At 46.7% G+C, this 19,346-nt stretch carries 20 protein-coding genes; 9 read left to right on the top strand and 11 right to left on the bottom strand.

From position 1 onward, the window contains the following. Positions 1–64: 64 nt before the first annotated feature. The 5 genes from WG31_RS00840 to WG31_RS15740 all read right to left on the bottom strand — a co-directional run bounded on the left by WG31_RS00840 (position 65) and on the right by WG31_RS15740 (position 7,251). Complete coding sequence (locus WG31_RS00840) at positions 65–3,166, bottom strand: type I restriction endonuclease subunit R (RefSeq protein ID WP_063353325.1); 3,102 nt, start codon at positions 3,164–3,166, stop codon at positions 65–67. Continuing rightward, positions 3,159–4,319 (bottom strand): AAA family ATPase, encoded by a 1,161-nt coding sequence (locus WG31_RS00835; protein ID WP_063353324.1) that lies wholly within the window; start codon positions 4,317–4,319, stop codon positions 3,159–3,161. Before WG31_RS00835 ends, WG31_RS00840 begins: the two co-directional genes overlap by 8 nt. Further along, positions 4,320–5,519 (bottom strand): restriction endonuclease subunit S, encoded by a 1,200-nt coding sequence (locus WG31_RS00830; protein WP_063353323.1) that lies wholly within the window; start codon positions 5,517–5,519, stop codon positions 4,320–4,322. Next, positions 5,516–7,063: a type I restriction-modification system subunit M gene (locus tag WG31_RS00825; RefSeq protein WP_063353322.1), complete on the bottom strand. Its 1,548-nt coding sequence runs from the start codon at positions 7,061–7,063 to the stop codon at positions 5,516–5,518. Before WG31_RS00825 ends, WG31_RS00830 begins: the two co-directional genes overlap by 4 nt. A 68-nt stretch (positions 7,064–7,131) precedes the next feature. Next, positions 7,132–7,251, bottom strand: a complete 120-nt coding sequence (locus WG31_RS15740; protein ID WP_167348726.1) for a helix-turn-helix domain-containing protein — start codon at positions 7,249–7,251, stop codon at positions 7,132–7,134. Between the two features lie 680 nt (positions 7,252–7,931). Between WG31_RS15740 and mobC the strand changes: the two genes are divergently transcribed. After that, the gene (mobC, locus tag WG31_RS14820; protein ID WP_082823098.1) at positions 7,932–8,321 is read left to right on the top strand and encodes a plasmid mobilization relaxosome protein MobC; all 390 of its coding nucleotides are present in this window, start codon (positions 7,932–7,934) and stop codon (positions 8,319–8,321) included. A 238-nt stretch (positions 8,322–8,559) separates the two neighbouring features. Here mobC and WG31_RS15970 read toward each other — a convergent pair whose 3' ends face one another. After that, positions 8,560–8,778, bottom strand: a complete 219-nt coding sequence (locus tag WG31_RS15970; protein ID WP_245191530.1) for a hypothetical protein — start codon at positions 8,776–8,778, stop codon at positions 8,560–8,562. Between the two features lie 21 nt (positions 8,779–8,799). Here WG31_RS15970 and WG31_RS00815 point away from each other — a divergent pair, with 21 nt between their 5' ends. Together WG31_RS00815 and WG31_RS00810 are read left to right on the top strand one after the other, a co-directional pair. Next, a complete protein-coding gene (locus tag WG31_RS00815; protein ID WP_245191529.1) occupies positions 8,800–10,134 on the top strand; it encodes a hypothetical protein in 1,335 nt (444 codons plus the stop codon). A 1,285-nt stretch (positions 10,135–11,419) separates the two neighbouring features. Further along, positions 11,420–11,638, top strand: coding sequence for a DUF1493 family protein (locus WG31_RS00810; RefSeq protein ID WP_157884464.1), 219 nt, complete (start codon positions 11,420–11,422; stop codon positions 11,636–11,638). A 734-nt stretch (positions 11,639–12,372) separates the two neighbouring features. Here WG31_RS00810 and WG31_RS00805 read toward each other — a convergent pair. Further along, positions 12,373–12,933, bottom strand: a complete 561-nt coding sequence (locus tag WG31_RS00805) for a recombinase family protein (RefSeq protein WP_063353320.1) — start codon at positions 12,931–12,933, stop codon at positions 12,373–12,375. A gap of 133 nt (positions 12,934–13,066) precedes the next feature. Between WG31_RS00805 and WG31_RS15390 the strand changes: the two genes are divergently transcribed. The 3 genes from WG31_RS15390 to WG31_RS00795 all read left to right on the top strand — a co-directional run bounded on the left by WG31_RS15390 (position 13,067) and on the right by WG31_RS00795 (position 14,130). Then, positions 13,067–13,483, top strand: coding sequence for a hypothetical protein (locus WG31_RS15390; protein ID WP_157884463.1), 417 nt, complete (start codon positions 13,067–13,069; stop codon positions 13,481–13,483). Continuing rightward, a complete protein-coding gene (locus WG31_RS15385) occupies positions 13,464–13,622 on the top strand; it encodes a hypothetical protein (protein WP_157884462.1) in 159 nt (52 codons plus the stop codon). Before WG31_RS15390 ends, WG31_RS15385 begins: the two co-directional genes overlap by 20 nt. Before the next feature lie 76 nt (positions 13,623–13,698). Next, positions 13,699–14,130, top strand: a complete 432-nt coding sequence (locus tag WG31_RS00795; protein WP_063353318.1) for a hypothetical protein — start codon at positions 13,699–13,701, stop codon at positions 14,128–14,130. A gap of 36 nt (positions 14,131–14,166) precedes the next feature. Here WG31_RS00795 and WG31_RS00790 read toward each other — a convergent pair whose 3' ends face one another. After that, positions 14,167–14,703 (bottom strand): DUF3828 domain-containing protein, encoded by a 537-nt coding sequence (locus WG31_RS00790; protein WP_063353317.1) that lies wholly within the window; start codon positions 14,701–14,703, stop codon positions 14,167–14,169. Between the two features lie 268 nt (positions 14,704–14,971). Between WG31_RS00790 and WG31_RS00785 the strand changes: the two genes are divergently transcribed. Continuing rightward, positions 14,972–15,301: a Fic/DOC family N-terminal domain-containing protein gene (locus WG31_RS00785; protein ID WP_063353316.1), complete on the top strand. Its 330-nt coding sequence runs from the start codon at positions 14,972–14,974 to the stop codon at positions 15,299–15,301. 404 nt (positions 15,302–15,705) lie between these two features. Next, complete coding sequence (locus tag WG31_RS00780) at positions 15,706–15,987, top strand: hypothetical protein (protein ID WP_063353315.1); 282 nt, start codon at positions 15,706–15,708, stop codon at positions 15,985–15,987. A gap of 99 nt (positions 15,988–16,086) precedes the next feature. Here the strand turns inward: WG31_RS00780 and WG31_RS00775 are convergent, their stop codons facing one another. Continuing rightward, a complete protein-coding gene (locus tag WG31_RS00775; protein ID WP_063353314.1) occupies positions 16,087–16,581 on the bottom strand; it encodes a hypothetical protein in 495 nt (164 codons plus the stop codon). A 414-nt stretch (positions 16,582–16,995) separates the two neighbouring features. On the opposite strand from WG31_RS00775, the gene WG31_RS00770 reads away from it, so the two are divergent. Next, positions 16,996–17,541 carry a DUF4142 domain-containing protein gene (locus WG31_RS00770; RefSeq protein WP_063353313.1) on the top strand — a complete coding sequence of 182 codons (546 nt, stop codon included), beginning with the start codon at positions 16,996–16,998 and terminating at the stop codon, positions 17,539–17,541. Between the two features lie 320 nt (positions 17,542–17,861). Here WG31_RS00770 and urtE read toward each other — a convergent pair whose 3' ends face one another. Both urtE and urtD read right to left on the bottom strand, forming a co-directional pair. Continuing rightward, the gene (gene urtE / locus WG31_RS00765) at positions 17,862–18,527 is read right to left on the bottom strand and encodes an urea ABC transporter ATP-binding subunit UrtE (protein ID WP_245191569.1); all 666 of its coding nucleotides are present in this window, start codon (positions 18,525–18,527) and stop codon (positions 17,862–17,864) included. Positions 18,528–18,588: 61 nt separating this feature from the next. Continuing rightward, complete coding sequence (gene urtD, locus WG31_RS00760) at positions 18,589–19,341, bottom strand: urea ABC transporter ATP-binding protein UrtD (RefSeq protein WP_063354821.1); 753 nt, start codon at positions 19,339–19,341, stop codon at positions 18,589–18,591. Positions 19,342–19,346 lie beyond the last annotated feature (5 nt).

Here is a 19,346-nt window from a genome sequence, read left to right as displayed (position 1 = left end):
GTGGAGCCGGGTGGAAAACCATAAGTGGTATGCAGTGGTTCGCGACCATTGATCATAAACATGCCTAAATTTTCCCACCCACACCCTTGAACTTTTCAACGAACGCAGAGATGCGCTGGAACACATCTCTTTTTTTGGTCAGGTATTGTGGATTAAGCGGGCTCATTTTGGGAAGGATCGAGTTCAACTCTGTGCCGTTTTCGCTCGCATATTCGCGCTTGATCGACGTCGCAATGTAGCGCTTGGCGGCCTCCGCGTTCAATTTTTCATCGGTTATCAGTTCTTCCGCTTCCCGGCATTGTTCGGCTTGTGCGAAAGCAAAAAAAGCCTCAATCACCCCCGCCTTGTCCCCCAGTTCATCTAGGTTTGTCTGATTGATGAAATCGACGATAAGGCTTTCTTTCGCGCGGTTACCAATGCTGGCGCGAATGACACGACGAACTTCGTCAACGAGTTCTGACTTGCTCTTCGTTTTTTTGTTGTACTCGAAGATTAGCTCAAGAATGTAATCCAGATTTATTTCCTGAGATTTCAAAAGGTCGACCTCAAAGACGACATCATCCCAGTCGATCGTTGACTCAACCTGCTCGGCACTAGCCTTTTCGCGGCGAAGCCAATCCCGAATGTCATTGTAGGTCGAACGGTAGTCCTGGACCTTTCGGTCAGCAGGCATTTCGATGCTCTTGAGCTCGTCAACGTCATCATCACTCAAATGATGCTGCTCCTTGAACGCTCTCACCGCTTCGGGGTCACTCTCGTCGATCTCCTGAAACTCTCGCAGGTTGGAGAACTCATCATAATTCTGAAGGATATTCTCAACACGGAGATACTCGCCGAACAGCTTTGCAAAGGCCTTTTTGTCCGCTTCCTTCTCGATGGCGGTGGGATCCGGGAAACGCTCTTTCAACTCACGGACGACATCGATAAAGCCTCGCCGCGCTTCGCCTGTCGTCTGGTCCGTAAAACCTTCCATGTATTCTGAGTAGCTCTTCTCCAGAACGACATTCTTGGTATTGGCGTTGCCAAAGAGTGTGATTGCCTTGACGGTCGCCTCTTCCAGGTCGCGGAAGGTAACAATATTGCCAAAGGACTTGGTCGCATCATAAATGCGGTTGGTACGGGAGTAGGCTTGTATAAGGCCGTGAAAACGCAGATTTTTGTCTACGAATAGTGTATTCAGGGTTGGCGCGTCGAAGCCGGTCAGGAACATACCAACCACAATGAGTAGGTCGACTTCCTTGGACTTCACCCGTTTTGCCAGATCCCGGTAATAATTCTGGAAGCCCTTACTATCGACGCTGAAATTCGTTCGGAAACAGGCGTTGTAGTCCGCAATTGCAGTGTTAAGAAATTCCTTGGCGCTGCTATTCAGCGCCGAAACTTCAAAACTCTCGTCAGGAATATCGCCAATGGCATCCTGTTCTTCGTTGGCGGCGAATGAAAAGATGGTCGCGATCTTCAACGGCTTATCGCTACCGTCCTGCAGCGCATTCAGCTTTTCATAATAGAGCTTGGCAGCATCAACGCTACTCACCGCGAACATGGCGTTGAAGCCTTTATTGTCTCCATAGAGACGATGCGTCTTGCGGCGGAAGTTATCAAGAATGTACTGGGAGATTTCAGCGATTCGTTTGGGATGCTGAAGAGCTTGCCGGTTTTCGGCGGCGGTCAGCTTCTTTTCATCCTGTTCGGTTTCGATCGCTTTAAACTGAGGGCGCACATTGTTGTAGTCGACCTTGAATTTCAGCACCTTCTCGTCGCGGATCGCGTCGGTGATCACATAGGAATGAAGTTCGCTCCCGAATACGCTGGCCGTCGTCTCCGCACCCGAAGCATTTTCCGGAAAGATCGGCGTGCCGGTGAAGCCGAACTGGCAGAAATGTTTGAACTTCCGCTTGAGGTTCTTCTGTGCCTCACCAAACTGGCTGCGATGGCACTCGTCGAAAATGAAGACGACGCGCTGGGTATAGACCGGCAGGTCGCCCTCGCTCTTCATCAGATTGTTAAGCTTCTGGATAGTCGTGACGATGATCTTGTTGTCATCCTTGGAGAGGTTCCGCTTCAATCCGGCGGTGCTGTCCGATCCATTGACGCTATCCGGGGAGAAACGCTGATACTCCTTCATCGTCTGGTAATCGAGGTCCTTGCGGTCGACCACGAAAAAGACCTTGTCGATGAAGTCGAGCTGCGTGGCAAGGCGGGCCGCCTTGAAGCTGGTCAGCGTTTTGCCTGAGCCCGTAGTGTGCCAGATGTATCCGCCGCTTTCCGGTTTACTAAGCGTCGTGCCTTCGAACGAGCTTTTAATCTTTCGTAAGATTCGCTCAGTCGCCGCGATCTGATAGGGGCGCATCACCAGCAGCGTGTCACTGACGTCGAAAACGGAATAGTTCAGCAACACGTTCAACAACGTGCGCTTTTCAAAGAAGGTCGCCGTAAAATCCTTCAGGTCCCGGATCAGGCTGTTATCGGCCTGCGCCCAATTCATCGTGAAGTCAAAGCTGTTCTTGTCGCGCTTGGTCGTGTTGGCGAAATAGCGCGTATCCGTACCGTTCGAGATTACGAAGATCTGAAGGTATTTAAAGAGCGAATTGTCCGAGTTGAAGCTTTCTTTGCTGTAGCGGTGGATCTGGTTGAACGCTTCCCGAATGGCAACGCCACGCTTTTTCAGCTCGACTTGCACCAACGGCAGCCCGTTTACCAGAATGGTCACATCGTAGCGGTTCGCATGAGTGCCCGCTTGCTCGAACTGCTTGATGACCTGAACCTTGTTGCGGCAAACATTGGCCTTATTGACCAGATAGATGTTCTGTATACGGCCATCATCAAAAACGAAGTCAAAGATGTAGTCGTCGTGGATCTTGCGAGTCTTGTCAGTGGCAGTGTCGCTGGGTCGATCCAGATAGGTCTCAACGAAGCGCGCCCATTCCTTATCTGTAAATTGAACATCGTTGAGAGCTTGCAGCTGAACGCGAGCATTCACCAGCAGGGCTTTGGTTAATTTCAGGTCAGGCCGATACTCATAACCCTGATTTTGCAGGTCCTGAACAAGCTCGCACTCTAGGTCGGTCTCAGACTGATAGCTGTCAGCCGCCTCCCAGGCGCGCACATATTTATCGAGAACGATAAAGCGATTGGTCTCAGCAATGGGCGTCGTCTGCTCAGGCATTTTGGGCCTCTTTCTGATAGTATTTGTAATTTTTGCTCAAATGCTCCAGCAGGAGCTTCACCGTCTGCTTTTCTGGCGATGTTAGCTCGGCGATGACTTCGTTGGAGAGCGAGCTATGACTCGTAAAATTAATGATGCGCTGCAGGTAAAGCTTCTGGTCGCCTGGCAGCAGGTCGGACCATTTTTCATAGCCCAGAAAATTCGATGTCTTTTCATAGAGATTGCGTAGCAGGGTGAAGTGGTAGCGCTCAATCTTGTCCGCTTCGATTGCCTCCTCCAGCGTTTTCTTCAGGTAAAGATGATAAGAAAAGCTCTTGTTTGAATCGCCGTCCGTCTTTTCTAGCTCGAACGTTTCATCATCAAACCGTTTCAGCATGTAACTCGCTGGTTTCTTTAACTCGTTGTACAGCACGTTGAAAAAAAGTGGGCTGTGCGTTGTGATGATGAATTTCAGGCCATTCGTGTTGTCACTTCTCCTGATCAGAACCGCGATATCGACGGCAAGCTGAATGAGGTGGTTTTCGTCGAGTGAGCTCACCGGATCATCGATGAAGATATATTTCAGATCATTGAACTGGTCCGTCTCGCGATCCTCAACTTCGAGTATGTTGCGCGTGCTGATCACCTGATCCAAGAGGCAGTAGAAAATGCTCCAGATGAAGTTACTCTCTTCGCCCTTGGAGATTTTCAGATTGCCAGTGCTCGTATCGGTGCCACGTTCGAGCGAGAAGGTCACTTCGGAAAATGCCGGAATGGTAACCTCTTTACCGTCCTTGCCATTAATCATGTACTCCTGATTGAAGTGAGGCATCAGGTTTCGTTGAGTATACTGCTGAAAAACGGTGATGACATTGAAGTCGAGCCCGAGATCTTCAAAGGCTGACTTGGTAAAGGCGTTCGGCTGGATGCGGAGTTTCCGGTTAATGTCGCCATCGAGATCATTATCCCAATAGAACAGGTCTTCGGTGAAGGCGTTATAATATAATACCTTGGGGCGACGACCGTCGTCCTGCTCCTCGATCTTCGGGTCGATCAGCTTTCTGAACTCGCGCGAAAGGCGCGTTTTGCCGGTGGCATTGAACGCATAAATCAACTGCACCTTTTTGGAGGCGTCTCGCAGCGTTTCAGCGATTTTGGTTAGCGTCTGTCCCAATTACGCCGACTCTACATCAGGCTTGGGAAAGCTCAGCAGCTGATCGCGGTACCAAGCATATTGCTTTTCGCGCAGCTCGATTTCGCGGGGCAAGCCTTCGCTGATCGAAGTTGTCAAAGTGTCGAACTTATCAAGGATTGCGGAAACTCGAACTTGTTCGCGCAAAGGTGGAACTGGAATAGCCAGCTTTTTAATGTTTCCTACGGCAAGCCCCGGAATGCCCGATGTAGAGGCGTATTGATTAAGGTTCATAAATGAAAGCATGTGAAAAGCCCAATCCACATCCATACCTTTATCAGCGGTGACAACAATAGCGTGCTCGGTTGCATAGAACTGCCCCTTTTCCCGCTGAACATTTCCACACCACGCACCTTGGCGACCTATTAAGAGGTGATCGCCATCATGGCTTTTCTCTTGGACGTAACCACGAATACCATTTCCCCCGTAACATCTAATTTGATGCTGATCGTCGGGCTCACTTTGAATATCTTTTGCATTGATGTGCCTGCCTGCACGCATATCAAAAACTTCACCTATTGTCTTCCACTTTACCTCATCTTCATCGAAGGTCAGAAGTTGTTCGCGGTAGTGGTTGTATTGCTTTTTACGCTGGGTAAGCTCGGTGGTAAGCTCGGTGGTAAGCTCGGTGAAGCTGTCGAGAATCCGGACAATTTCCCCCTGTATCGCCAGCGATTTTTCTGGATTATTCGGGCATGGGATGGGGATAAGCAAAGATTGAATAAGCTTAGAATTTAGATTGCTTACGGACCCGCTGTTGATTTTCGTGAGCCAATAATTCTGAACAGAATGAGATGATAGATAATGGTACAAGAAATCTGAGTTTAGTTTGCTTTTAAATTCGCTGACAGAGGCCCAGCCATCGTGGATTGCTCCATCGATACCCAGAATGTAAGGCCGTCCAAAACTCATAGAATTGGAGATAATAAAATCGCCTTTACTGAGAAGTCGTGACTTCTTCGCTCCATCTGGCGTAATTTTTTCGGCAGTTTTAGTAACATACTTTGACTTTGGCGCAGTGTCGCCGATTTTAATCCACGGGACACCATTTTCATCGCTCGTTATAAATTTTGAAATTGGCCGGGGTGAGGCTCCTCTTTGTACTGAAGCGATTTCCCCCAAAGGCTCCCAAGCCACCTCAGCCCCACCGAGCAGCTTCTCCAGAAAGCCCGCCGCGCTCATGCGTTGATCTCCGCAATGATGGCGTCGATATCGGCGCGCAGTCGGTCAATCTTCTCAACAGTGGCGCTTATTTCTTCATTTAGCTCATCAATGTTCACAACCTCGCGCGTGTCGCGCGGCTCGACATAGGAGCTGACCGAGAGGTTATAGCCGCGCTCCACGATGGTCTCATACGGCACCGAGGCGGCGACATGATCAACATCTTCCTTACGATCAAAAATCTCCATCACCCGCGCGATGTGATGGTCCGTCATCAGATTGGTGTTGGTAGCCTTCTTGAAAAACTCTTCGCCACTTGCGTCGATAAATTGGATGGCCGTGTCGGTTTTATTTTTAGCGAGGACCAGGATCGTCACCGCGATGGTCGTGCCGTAGAAAAGGTTGGAGGCGAGCGCGATCACCGTTTCGACATAGTTGTTATCAACCAGATATTGCCGGATCTTCTTCTCCGCACCGTCGCGATAGAAGATCCCAGGGAAGCATACAATCGCCGCGCGGCCCTTGGCCGAGAGATAGCTGAGCGCATGGAGTACAAAGGCGAAATCGGCCTTTGATTTGGGTGCCAGCACGCCCGCCGGAGCAAAGCGGTCATCGTTGATCAGGGTCGGATCGTCCGAACCGATCCACTTCACCGAATAGGGTGGGTTGGAAACGATGGCATCAAAGGGCTTGTCGTCCTGAAAATGCGGCTGGGTAAGCGTATCACCGCGCTGTATATTGAACTTGTCATAATTAATGTTGTGCAGGAACATGTTCATGCGGGCGAGGTTATAGGTCGTGTGGTTGATCTCCTGCCCGAAAAAACCCTCTTCAATGATGTGTTCATCGAACTGCTTCTTGGCTTGCAGCAGCAATGAGCCGGACCCACAGGCCGGGTCGTAAATCTTGTTGACCTTTTTCTGCCCGTGCATGGCAAGCTGCGCGATGAGCTTTGAGACATGCTGCGGTGTGAAGAACTCTCCACCAGACTTGCCCGCATTGGCGGCATAATTCGAGATCAGGAACTCATAGGCATCGCCGAACAGGTCAATCTGGCTGTTGTGGAAATCTCCGAAATCCAGTTCCGCAACGCGCTTAAGCACCTTGGCTAATCGGCTATTTTTTTCCGTGACGGTATTGCCTAGGCGCGTGCTGGTCGTGTCGAAATCGGCGAACAGGCCCCTGATGTCCTGCTCAGACGGATAGCCATTGGCCGAGGATTCAATAGCCGCAAAGATCTGCGCCAGATCAGTGTTCAGGCTGTCATTCGTGTTGGCGTCGTCCGCCACATTGGCGAACAGCTGGCTGGGGTAAATGAAATAGCCCTTGGTCTTGATAGCGTCGTCCTTAATGTCATCAGTGATGACATCATCGGATAAAGCAGCATAGTCGATGCTCTCGTCATCCGCCTCGATATATGCGGCGAAATTCTCGCTGATGAACCGATAGAAGAGCGTGCCAAGGACATACTGTTTGAAGTCCCAGCCATCAACCGAACCGCGCACATCGTTCGCGATGTCCCAGATTTTCCGTTGTAGCGCTGCACGTTGTTCCTGGCCGGTCATCTCTCTTTATCCTTCTTCGGACTGGCTTCACGCTCGATCCAGCCCTCAATATCCATGCGCCGAAACCGCTAGGTGCCGCCAACCCTGGAGCCGGGCAACTCGCTGTCGGCAGCAAAACGGTAAGCGGTTTTCCTGTTGATTCTAAGATAGTCGGCGACTTCATCAATGGTCATGATGTCAGCTGCCATGCGAATTATTTTCTCAAAATCATCCCTTTTGAGATTTTTATGGAAAATTGCGAATTCCTACAAGGCGGGAATTCCGAGCAATTTCAGAGTTCTGATGAGATCGCACTAGCTTTGGGCGTGTCGCTCCTTGTATTCGGGCTGTTGTGTCACTGCCTTCGATGTCCGGGCACCTGAGCCGAGACAGCGCCCCAGCCCTCTACTCACGGTCCAGCAGATACTGCCTGTGCGCGCTTTGACGATTAAAGACAGAAGCAATCAGCCAGAAAGTTGGCGCATGAAACTTGACCTACACACGGCCCGGTGAGTGTCCGTTATCAACAGTTTTCGCTTCATATCCGGCCAGTCCGTTTAAGGCCCCAAGCAGTAACAGAGATTTGCAATGATCATGTCTGCTATGCAGAAAGCGATCTGGATAGCTGTATGTCCGACATGAGGTGGAAGCAAATATTCTATAGCCTTCCATTCACATTGGACCAGAAGGCTTCTCAATTTTAATCGTTAATATTTTATTCTTTTATCGTTCCTTGCATAAAAACAAAAACGGGAAATCGGGTATCTGACTAGGTTATCTTTAAAAGGAGCCAGCAGTGTCAAATGGCTACCCGTTCCGGGTGCATTCGACAGCTGGCAAGGGAGAGAAATCTCCCCCGTTGACCCCCTCTTAAGCAAGGAGACCAAGTATGCCTACACCTCGCACTTCCCGCCTTTCCGTCAGAGCATTCCCAGATGAGCTGGTGCGCTGGAACCATATCGCTCGTTCTCGGGGCCATGCCACAACAGCCCACTGGATACGTTCTCTGCTCACCCATGCAGAGCTGTCTAATCATGACGGCCACCCCGTTCCCGAGGAACTGCGTGGAATACGTCACCAGCTTTCCCGCGTTGGCAACAACCTCAATCAATTGGCTCACTCGGCAAATTGTGGTGACGCCATCCAGTGCGAATGTGTGCTGGACGAGATTGGCATGCTGATTGGTCAGCTTGACCAGATGCTGTCACGATCACGCAAAAGCCCTTCCTTCAGGTCAGCCCCTCGCACGTGCGACGACGCTGACATGACGCGTCATTGAAAGTCCTGTGAGAGCATGACCAATGATCGTCAAGGAAAGCAGGATCAGAACAAAGAGTGGAGCGGGTGCCATTGCCCGCCATGTTCTGCATGGTGCGAAGAATGAAGCTATCAGAGTTCTGTCAGGGTCTGAATGGCTCCTGCATGACCATATGCGCGAAGCCCATCGCGAAAGACTAAAATACGGTCTCCGTCATATCGCCTTCAATCCAGATGAAGCGATGACCGATGAACAGCTTTCAGCCTTTGCCCGTCGTCTGTATGACGAACTCCATGCAGACCCTGAATACCTCACCCTTGTTATTCACCAGAAAGACGGAAGCACACACGGCCATCTCATCCTGCCAGAGTGGCAACGGGATCATGTTCTGGAAAGCCGGTTCACATGGATGCGCATGGAAAAAGTCGCGCGCCTTGAAGAAATCCGACTTGGGCACAAACTGGTGGCCGGTCGGCATGACAGGGCTATTGCCAAAGCCTTGCGTAAAGAAGGTCATCACAGTGAAGCGGAACAGGTAGATGTGCTCGTTCCTGTTGCTGATGATGCAAAACCCCGCGCGGCCTATACATCAGAGGCACGACGTATCACCGAACGACAGGGACTTGATCTTCCAGCCCTGAAAAAGCTGGTCACGTCTCTCTGGTCGCAATCAGACGGGTTAAAAACTTTCCGGGCCGCCTTGCAAGACCACTCTCTGACGCTGCGTGAAGGGGACCGTAAAGAGACACGACCGGGCGCTCATATTATTGAAACCAGTGATGGCCTTCTTGTGGGAAGCTTTACCCGTCTGGCAAAAGTCAAAGCAGCAGACTTTCGAAAACTGCTTTCCGAAGAGCAGAGCCAAATCGAAAATGAACGAGAACTCAAAATCAAGAGCACGCGCCTAACGATCCGCCGAACAACCGCAGACCTTTATAACGAATACGCTATTCCCAAACTATCTGACACTCAGCCAGTACCCAGAAAAGCCCCGGTTATAAAACGCCCGAAAATCCCTGCATGGCGAAAAGAACTTTGGCTCAAACGAATGACTGACGTTGATGCTCTCACGACAGAGCCACTCCCCTCCTCCTCTTCCGTGCACATCATAAGCGCAGAGGAGGCCCTTTTTCGGAAAGAAATCAGGCAAGCCATCGCACAGCAATACGCTATTCTTGCCCAGCAGGCACCAGAGGTAAGCTGGAAACCTCTTGATCGAGACAAGATAATAGCGACATGGCGCAAGCAGCTTATTCCCTACCAGAAGCAGCTCAGAAAAAGCTTTGACCATTATATCGTCGCAAAACGAGAGTGGCAGGACGCTGAGAAAAGTCGCTGGCAGCGTCTCACTGGAAAAGCCACAAAACTTGAAAGAAGAGCGGATCAGCTCTTTTTCGAATTTCTGGAGGTTCTGCGTTTTGTCGTGCAAGCCTTACTCCATATCGTGGGGCTACGTGCAGAGCCGCCCAATCCGATCCGCTCCATCCTGAGTGAAAAGAACAAACCGGCTCTGGAACACTTCAGGAAAACCTATGATGCCGAATTTTCAGCCATGGCCGACATACAGATGCTGGAACCATGGCTTAACCAGCGTTTTGACCGTATCGTACAAGCGCGCCAGAAGCGCATTATGGATTGGAACAGAGCGCACAGAGACAAGAAAGATGCTGCTCAGCGTGAGATCAAACGTCTTTCTGATTTGCTCAACATGAAAAACCATAAAGTGAAACATCAGGTGCTTATCAGCCTGTCTCGTTCCCGCAGTCCGGCGTCGTTTCCCGCCCCGAACCCGCACACCCGACACCCACCCCCTGGCACACCTTCACCATTTTGAAGACTTTAGAAAATCTCTTGACGAGAACTCACTTCTTCTCCAAAGTGTTTCTCGTAAATCGTTACCAAGAAGGACGTCTTTTAGCGTTTTCCTTGATGAAATCATGAAGGTTTCGAACGCAACTCACCCCATTCTCCGGGTTCGAGTCCCTCAGAAGCTGTTTTAAAACAAGTTCTTGGTAAGAAATGATAAAAGTTTTTGGGTATTGCCTTTTTTCAAAAAGGTGACGGTCTTTGAAGCTTTTCGGAAAAAGCTTCACCAAAGACTTTTATTAATTTTCAGAGCCTTATGTAGGCCGGCTTTTGAAACACCCTCCAAGCAACTGCCGAGCATTCTCTTGATCCTATTGTGATCACAGTCTCGACGAGAATTGCAAGGGATGTGCTGCGTGCGGTTTGAACTTACGGAATAACAGGCAGTATCCCGTGGAAAAGCAGGTTTTCACGGATGCCGTTGCTATCATACCCCTGTCGACCAGAAAACCGCGTGGCGTTGCGACCAGCACCATTAAGGCATCCCAGACATCTGGCTCAGTTCACAGGCGGAACCGAACATAGACCGCGTGCCATTTCCCATGGCGTTATGCATGCAATGTTATGGGCAACACCGTCACCATACCGTTAAGAAACCAACGGATCTCTGGCGGAACAAGTCCAGCAGCCACGCATCTACCGTTTTCCGCAAAAACCGACTTCGAAACACAGGAAAAACAAACTGATAAAAATTTTTGTCAACAGAACACAATCACGCGGGATCAATGATTCTTTAGCAACAAACATCAATTCATCACAAAATTACCATCAAGGATAAAAATAATGGGAAATCTCTATACAGATGGGATACATAAAAAACCTTATACCAGCAGAGCTATTTGTTTATATCGCAATCGATGAAATAGGAAAAGGACTTGGAATTCATGATGTCGACGCAATAACTGCTATCTTTCTCGGTCAAAACAACATAACAGTTCGAAGTAAATTTAACAAAACTACAAAAGGAACTTCCATTGCATCTATTATGGCACGAAGCGCTTTGCCTTATAGCATAAAATATAGAATTCTTCCCGCATTTACTGGTGTTCGATTTATAAACTGGAAGTACATACTTACAAAAAAAAATTGGCGTTTCTGTTGGGCGATCTGTATCTTATGTAGGTGCTGCTATCATTTTTTACGACGTATCAAAAATTGTTTATAATACTATTCACCAGTATAACCGCCTAGTTAAACTTGAAGGCAGGATTTTTTAGATGCATATTCTCTCAGAAAAATTCAAGAATTTCTTAATGTCCGAAGAAAAAATTTCTGAAAATGAAATTCAACTGTCAACAAGAATTGTAGAAGATCTTGGTCTGGATGGAATTGATGCTCATTACTTCATAGAGGCCTATGCAGAAACGTTCTTAATCGAGGTTGGGGATTTTGATTTTCATCGATATTTTAATGATGAAACACAAGTTTTATTAATTATCCCCGCTATCCTTTTTGTTTTTTCCGATTTCTGATCTGGAAACTTTTGCTGGGCAAACCAGTCCGCAAACTGACAACAGTGCCCGTCACATTGGCCATGCTCCAACAAGCAATAGACGATGGTGTCTGGAATTGTGCACGCATTGAATCGCTCGCTAGCACACAGGTCTATCCACCCCCTTCAAAAAACCAGGATGGCTTTCGCGCATTCGTAACAGGACATGAGCAGACATACTTTAGAAGTATCGCATTCAATCTGACATGCGAATAAAGTAAACTCCACGAATTTATTGGTCCCGTGGGCTTTTCTGAACGTTGTATGGTTGCAAGCCAACACTATCAATGACACTTGTGACTGAGGGATCACAAGGCACTTTGGCTTCATCGCAGAATCGGGTTCTGTTGACAAAAGATCGTGTCAGTTTTTTCTTACGTTTCAAACCCGGTCTTTGCGGAAATCGGTGGATGCGTGGCTGCTGAGCCTGTCCCACCAGAGATCCGTTTGTTGCTCAACGGTATGGTGGCGGTGCTGCCCATGACGTGACATGCATAAATACTATGGAGATGATGAAGTAGTTTGATATGACGCAGAACAAGCCTCTGATAGACGTCTTGAAGGCATGAGCCGACATTAAACGATCACATCCCAATGCAACCGACATACTCTCAACAACGTTTAGTGTCCGAAAAACGGTCGTTTCTGGAACCTTGTCAAGCCACATCGACCTGACTACGTCGCTACTGTCCCGAAAGCCTGTTTTTTGGCACGCTATACCCCGCACTGGACCGTGCGCCAGATCGTGCTTCGACTGACCCGAAAAATTTTTGCAATTTCTGCCCGTGACCTCCCGGCTTCCTTCAACTCACAGACATGCTTTTTTTGACGGGACGTCAGGATAGGGCATCTCCCCAGTCGCTTTCCGGCCTGAGGCGCGGCTTCCAAGCCCGCTCGCGTCCGCTCCCGGATAATCTCCCGCTCAAACTGGGCAAAGCCTGCAAGGATGGTCAAAAAGAGCTGACCATCGGGCGTGCCCGTCTCAATCCCAATATTCAGTATTCGCACACGAATACCGTTCTCCGTAAGGCTCCTGACCAGCCCCATGACATCGACGGTATCACGTCCAAGCCGATCCAGACGTGCCACCACCATACTATCCCCCTGCCCCAGCCGGTTCAGTAGACCAGAAAGTCCAGGACGTTCCACCGCAGTAATCCAACCCGAAACAGTATCGGTGATGATCTCCTCAAGTCCCTCCCGCCTCAACTCAAGAAGCTGAGGATCATGGCTCTGTTCATCCGTTGAAATACGAGCATAACCATAACGCGCCATCGTTTGTGTCTCCTTGATGTAAGCGGGACATGTTTTTGAGACGCCACTTTACTCTATTCGTGCTTCGGAAGCCTTTTGTCCCAAAAACGACGGATTTTTACCACGATATCACGTAACTTCTTGGTTCAGAAAAATGCTCGAAAGTTCTCCTTCTCGTCTCTTACACATGGCTCTTCTGGCTTTACCTCTTATGCTCTCCGCCTGTTCCGGTGGAACGCCCAGTCAGGGCGAAATGGCTCAACTCGAAGCCGATCTACTCAGCCAGCCCAGTGGCTTCAACATGTTATTTGGCGGCAATCGTCGACAGGCCAGAGTAGATGTCGAAGCCATTAAAATTGTTAAGCAAAGCTGTGAAGCTCTAAAAAACTTCGATTCAGCTTTCGATTGCACCGTCAGCTTCACTCTTAATGATGAGCCTCATGAAAATAGCCAACGACAAAATTGCTTTTTACAAGGCCAATCTGGATGGCACTCACAAGCAATGGCTGTTCAATATTTTTCCGGATGGAGGCATATTTTCTGCTCATGCCATGGAAAACAAAAAGCGTAAAAAAGAACAGGCCAAGGCTCAGGAGCAGAAAACACAGCAGACTGGTGCTCAGAAGCCGGAACGCAGGACTTTGACGCTCCCCAAGGCTTCACATAAGAAAGCCCCTGTTGTTGTGGCAATCACAAAAAAGAAACGCTAATTTCTTTACCCTTCACCATTAAAACAGAAAAAATTCATAAGGAGTTTTTCATTTATTTTATAAGGAGAATTTTATCATGCAATTTCGATTATTAGAAAATAAAGCCAGACCCAAATGGGAAATCAGTCGTTGGACATACAGCCCTGAAAAGAAACGAGCCATCAAGGAAACCCTTGGTACTTTCCCCTGCTACTATTCCATGGTTTCCCGTGACATTCTGGATAAATGCACCACGCAGGAAAAAATCGAGGTTCTGGAATGGTGGCGTGTCACCAGTGAAGCCGTAAACAGGGAATGTATCAGAAGTCAGGTCATAAAGCTTCCTGTTATCTTCAGAAACCTTGAAACCCTGTTGGGCGTTATCCAGGATAGTCCTGAAGACCTCGCAGAACTCAAAAAACATGCCTATGCGTTCAAGGATGCTGTCAGCAAAGTTGTTCACAGGAAGTCACACCAACAGAAAAATCAGGAAACCGCCGCATTTCTAGAAGAGAAACTCACATCTTAATTACATAAAAAATAATCTATACTATCAATAAATTACTCAGTTATCCCTACAATCAGGCAGGTCAGTATACAGAGATGGGTCTACCTGGCAAATCTTCCAAACACTACTTTCACGGTGTAGCCTGACGCACACTGCAAGCGGTTCACCGGCCCCTTTTGGAAAATTCATGAGAAGTCGAATAACTGAATTATTTCTATCTACCTTTATTTCTGTGACGGACATAAAAGAGGCCCATCGTGCATCGAAATCCTGAGTATGGGTGAAATAATTCCTATCTCCAGTCAAATTACTGTAAGTTCCAGACTTATAAGCCGAAATTATTTTTTTGTGCAATTCTTTTGTAATATATTTCTCAATATTCATGTTACAAAATAAACCATCACGTTTTTTTTCCACACCATTACTAAACATATGATCGCAATTTATCATGTATTTCTGATAAAATTCCAGAACTTCCTGTGCTGGTGTTGTACTCTGGGCATATGCCCAGAGTGGGAAAAAGGTAAAAATACAGAGGGTTAATATTTTATATCCGTTACGGATGCCGGTAAATTTTATAGATTGGTTTCTCATTGCGATATGCTGGCCCAGAATATAAGGTTTTCTTTTTGAAATCTGATATCTTTAACATACTCGCACAAATGCGAATTGTTCTTACCTTCCCCCTATCTGCTCCAAAGCAAACTTTCAAGTAACCTTCTGTCTTCCGGCATGAAAGCCCAAGGATGAAGCAATCGTCATGTCACGGGAGCAACAGACAAACCTTAAGGACAGCACAAGATGATAGCTCAAAAATTAGGTTTATGATAAAAATCTTAAATATGGATCATACTATCCTCCCATGTTTAAGGTTTTCGCCGTGAACCGTCAGGATTTAATGGGAGACATCAGAGAGTGTCTGACCCGCCTGCCTCCCCCTTACGAGAGCCATTATGGCATCGTCCCACCACCTCCACCTGAAAGTGGGGTGTATCTGGACGACATCACAGCCTCGCACCCTCAGGCAATAGCCGCTCTGGGAGAAATTGCAGAATGGGCACGGACATCAACCGATCCCTATCTCATCAGCAGAACTCTCCGCAGCAGAGAGGCTGTCAGTAGTTCCGCGATGGAAGGTATCCTCGCGTATCAGGAGCAGATATGGGACAAGCAGAGACCATTCTTTGTTTGATACGCCAGAGTAATACGGTTTACGTGCAGGCATCACTCCTCATTACTGCACCAATCAGACGCAAAAGTTCGGAACGTCTTCCGGCACAAGAGGAAGCTCAGCCAAGGGTGTCTTCTTTCCTCAAGATTACCACTTCAAAACTACGACGTGCGCACCGTTTCTTGCAGCAAGACCAAAGATGAGAGGATTAATTTTCAAGCCGAACAAATATTTGACAAGTTATTTCTCTAGATTTTTATGTTACATTCCATGTGGTTTAAAAATTGTCTACACACACTATTGTCTACAAAATCTTTATCTGGAACATGAAAATTTTCACAAACATAATACCGAAGTATTTCCATGTCCTTGCTTCTATCTGTATGTTCTTATCAGGATGCGCAGATGACCACGGTAAAGGAGCAATGCATGCTTCTGTTTCAAGGTGTTTTTCAAAATATCCACTTGCAAAAGACACAGCCTACAAACGCTTTAGCTGCATCTATCAGGCACATTCTCAATACGGGCCTGTTGCTATGGGGGAGCATTATAACCTTCTTTTGCAGGTAGACTTGGCATCCTTGAGTGTAGGGCAGGAAATTGATGAGGGCATTTTGACCGTAAAGGACGGCGAAACAGCTCTCCACTGGGTAACCTCCAAAGCTTATTATCAAGCCTCTCAAAATATATTATCTATAAATCCATAAAATATTATAATATTACGGAAATAACAAAATAAAGAGGAAGCATTTCTAAAAATATTCTTCCTCTAAAAATACAACAGAAATACTTTTTAAACCTGCGCCTTATTGTGTTCTAGGAACAATAATTGGATCTGATGACTTTTTATTAGAATTCAAGACAACACCGCCAGATTGCGTAGAGTACGTTGCTGTTGTGGATTGCTGGGGCGTACGCGGCGGATGGAAAGCTGAAACCGGGCCCCAAATGCCACCAGCAGATTTTTGCATTGTGCCTTCAGGCTGGCGGGCGCAGCCACGTGTAATAATGGAACAGATACCATCTGTTCCAACCATTTCGTCATTATTGCCTGTATAATGCACATCCGAGACACGGTCATGATCCAGACGGATTACCGCAGAACAACTCGTTCCACCCCCGCCACCAAGCTGTGCAATTGTTGTTGCAATATCACCTATCGGAATAAGGGTGGAACCACCATAACTCGGCTGTGGCTGCGTTCCTGTGTAAACAAAAATCTGAGTTGTATCATTAATCTGTTTAGTTGCTGTTGGCAGACCCGCACAGGCTTGCAGATCATAGGAGGTCATCCCAATCATTGTGATTTGTGCTTTATGCGCAGCCCGTGAATCAAAATACCCGCACCCACTCAGACTCACAGAGAGTGAGGCAACCGCGAACAAACCCGCAATACGACACTTCATTTCTTTGATTATCCTCACACTTTACCTAAACACTTCCACAGAGAAGCGTAGCCATTTTAATTTACTGTGCTCTCCTCCACACAATGCACGATGTTAAATAAAGTGTGAACATTTCTTTTTTGATAAATTAAATCACAAATATTATCAATATATATTTCTTATTGTCACTTTATTTTATAATACTAGTCAGAAAATACTATCTTGCTTCCTTGATCTCTTCCTATCATCATAGACTTTCCCAAGCAGTGTATGACAATTTAAAACTGTCATACAAAACGGCCAGTGCGGCCAAAGGAGAATTTTCTGATCATGCTGGCCCTGTCTCGTTGTAAAGCGCTTACCTATTCGCCACTTCTTATTGGCCTTTTTGCGCTGAGCGCCTGTATCAGCCCCGGTCAGCCACCTGCACCTCCTTTGCCTGCCTTGGCACAAGCTGCACCATTTACGTCTGCTGACGCAAATTTTGTCCAACAACTGAATGAAATGGATCTCACCCATATTGCGTTAGCAAACCTTGCCAAAACCCATTCGGCTCGCAACGATATCGCTCTTCTCAGCCCGACTATCGTGAAAGATCTAACAGAAAACCATAACACACTCACCAAATTAGCAACAACTCATACTTTAACGCTGCCTGCAAAACCCTCTGCTCAAAACCAAAAATTAATTGATCGGTTGCAACATTTATATGGCTCAGCGTTTGACCGAAGCTACTCCCGTTATTTCATGAGCAGCACAGCCAAAATGAAATTAGTTCTTACGACAGAAATTACTACATCCAAAAATACAGATCTGATCAAAATCGCTACCGATATCATGACCAAAATCAAAACTTATCAGTCGCAAATCAAATAAAAATTTTACTCTATATAATTACGAAAATATATTTATATAGAATATATATTTTTTAATCGCCCTTCACAGAAGGTACCGTCAAAATGGAACCTTCTGTGAAAGCGATTTATTCGTGCCCCAGCCATTACACCAACCCCACATATCTAGACGTCTATCCAATATATACTTACAACCCTATTGTTTTAGACGTCCAACATTATGATAAATGATCTTTGGTTGATTACTTTTCTATCATGCATACTCAACACGACCTAATTTCATAAAATTCTTAGAAAAAATTTCTGATTTTATTTTTATTTCAAAAATATTTTTAAAATAATTTAAACAGATAGAAAACGTGTAAGTTTCTCAACATCAACATCTTCTTTTGTTGTCTGATACACAATATTGCCCCCTTCAATCACCAGAATACGGTCTGCAATATCCAAAGCAAAACTGAGCACCTGTTCAGACACCATAATACTTAAACCACTATCATCACGGATTTGTTTCAACGTCTGCGCCATCTCAAGTATAATAGATGGTTGTATGCCTTCTGTAGGTTCGTCCAACAAAAGAACTTTAGGGCGTGTTGCCAAAGCACGTGCTATTGCAAGCTGCTGTTGCTGTCCGCCAGATAAATTACCTCCCCTTCGTGATCCCATTTCTCGCAAAACCGGAAAAATTTTATAGAGATTTTCTGGAACATATTTTTCATTCCTCACAAATAAACCAGTCTCAATATTTTCGGTTACTGTCATGGCAGGGAATATCATACGCCCTTGAGGAACATAGGCCAGACCAGATTCAACACGCTTATAAGCTGGCAACTTTGTAATATCTTTACCATCAAGCCCGATACTTCCTGAACGAAGAGATAAATTGCCAATAAGCGATTTCATGAGTGTCGTCTTCCCCATACCATTACGCCCCATGAGAACGACAATTTCACCATGTCCAACTTGTAAATCAACGCCGTGCAGAACTTCACTAGCACCATAAGCCACATGTAAGTTTCGAACATCCAACAGCGATTTATCCAACGCAGCAACATTCGTAATTTTATTGTTATATTGAGTGTCCAAGATACACCTCCACAACTTTTGGGTCGTTTTTCACATGTTCCATCGAACCATCTGAAATAATACGCCCCTGATGAAGAACAGTAACCCGGTGGGCAATTTTTTCTACAAACCCCATATCATGCTCAATTACAAGAACTGAACGTGACTGTATAATACGCTGAAGTAGCTCTGCTGTACGTACGCGTTCATTAACTGTCATACCTGCGACAGGTTCATCCAGCATCAAAAGTGCAGGGTCCTGGATAAGCAACATTCCTATTTCCAGCCACTGTTTCTGGCCATGGCTAAGATCAGCAGCTTTACGATCAAGATGGTTATAAAGAAAAATCATTTCCGAAATTTCTTTGATACGATTTATAATTTTCTTATCTATCTTAAAAAAAAGTGCCTCAAAAACACTTCTTCCGGATGGGTATGATATTTCCAAATTTTCAAAAACCGTTAGATCTTCATAGACAGATGGCGTCTGAAACTTACGCCCTACCCCGGCCCGAACAATATCATACTCCTTAAGCCGAGTGAGCTCCCGCCCTTCGAACTGAATAGAGCCTGATGTGGCTTTTGTACGCCCACAAATGAGGTCTAGAACCGTTGTTTTACCCGCACCATTAGGCCCAATTATGACCCGAATTTCCCCTTTTGCAAGCTGAAACGATAAGTTATCAACCGCTTTAAACCCATCGAAAGATACACTAAGGTTTTCAACAGAAAGCAATGTTTCATTTTGCATTTTCATCTTGC

Origin of the sequence: Acetobacter oryzifermentans (genome assembly GCF_001628715.1) — a bacterium.
GTDB classification, from domain to species: Bacteria; Pseudomonadota; Alphaproteobacteria; order Acetobacterales; family Acetobacteraceae; genus Acetobacter; species Acetobacter oryzifermentans.
This window is presented reverse-complemented; position numbering and strand designations above follow the sequence as displayed.

Coding starts and splice junctions, on each gene's coding strand:
- WG31_RS00840 (WP_063353325.1), bottom strand. CDS start 3,166: ATGCCTGAGCAGACGACGCCCATTGCTGAGACCAATCGCTTTATCGTT.
- WG31_RS00830 (WP_063353323.1), bottom strand. CDS start 5,519: ATGAGCGCGGCGGGCTTTCTGGAGAAGCTGCTCGGTGGGGCTGAGGTG.
- WG31_RS00825 (WP_063353322.1), bottom strand. CDS start 7,063: ATGACCGGCCAGGAACAACGTGCAGCGCTACAACGGAAAATCTGGGAC.
- WG31_RS15740 (WP_167348726.1), bottom strand. CDS start 7,251: ATGGCAGCTGACATCATGACCATTGATGAAGTCGCCGACTATCTTAGA.
- mobC (WP_082823098.1), top strand. CDS start 7,932: ATGCCTACACCTCGCACTTCCCGCCTTTCCGTCAGAGCATTCCCAGAT.
- WG31_RS15970 (WP_245191530.1), bottom strand. CDS start 8,778: ATGCCGACCGGCCACCAGTTTGTGCCCAAGTCGGATTTCTTCAAGGCG.
- WG31_RS00810 (WP_157884464.1), top strand. CDS start 11,420: ATGTCCGAAGAAAAAATTTCTGAAAATGAAATTCAACTGTCAACAAGA.
- WG31_RS00805 (WP_063353320.1), bottom strand. CDS start 12,933: ATGGCGCGTTATGGTTATGCTCGTATTTCAACGGATGAACAGAGCCAT.
- WG31_RS15390 (WP_157884463.1), top strand. CDS start 13,067: ATGCTCGAAAGTTCTCCTTCTCGTCTCTTACACATGGCTCTTCTGGCT.
- WG31_RS15385 (WP_157884462.1), top strand. CDS start 13,464: ATGGAAAACAAAAAGCGTAAAAAAGAACAGGCCAAGGCTCAGGAGCAG.
- WG31_RS00795 (WP_063353318.1), top strand. CDS start 13,699: ATGCAATTTCGATTATTAGAAAATAAAGCCAGACCCAAATGGGAAATC.
- WG31_RS00790 (WP_063353317.1), bottom strand. CDS start 14,703: ATGAGAAACCAATCTATAAAATTTACCGGCATCCGTAACGGATATAAA.
- WG31_RS00785 (WP_063353316.1), top strand. CDS start 14,972: ATGTTTAAGGTTTTCGCCGTGAACCGTCAGGATTTAATGGGAGACATC.
- WG31_RS00780 (WP_063353315.1), top strand. CDS start 15,706: ATGCATGCTTCTGTTTCAAGGTGTTTTTCAAAATATCCACTTGCAAAA.
- WG31_RS00775 (WP_063353314.1), bottom strand. CDS start 16,581: ATGATTGGGATGACCTCCTATGATCTGCAAGCCTGTGCGGGTCTGCCA.
- WG31_RS00770 (WP_063353313.1), top strand. CDS start 16,996: ATGCTGGCCCTGTCTCGTTGTAAAGCGCTTACCTATTCGCCACTTCTT.
- urtD (WP_063354821.1), bottom strand. CDS start 19,341: ATGAAAATGCAAAATGAAACATTGCTTTCTGTTGAAAACCTTAGTGTA.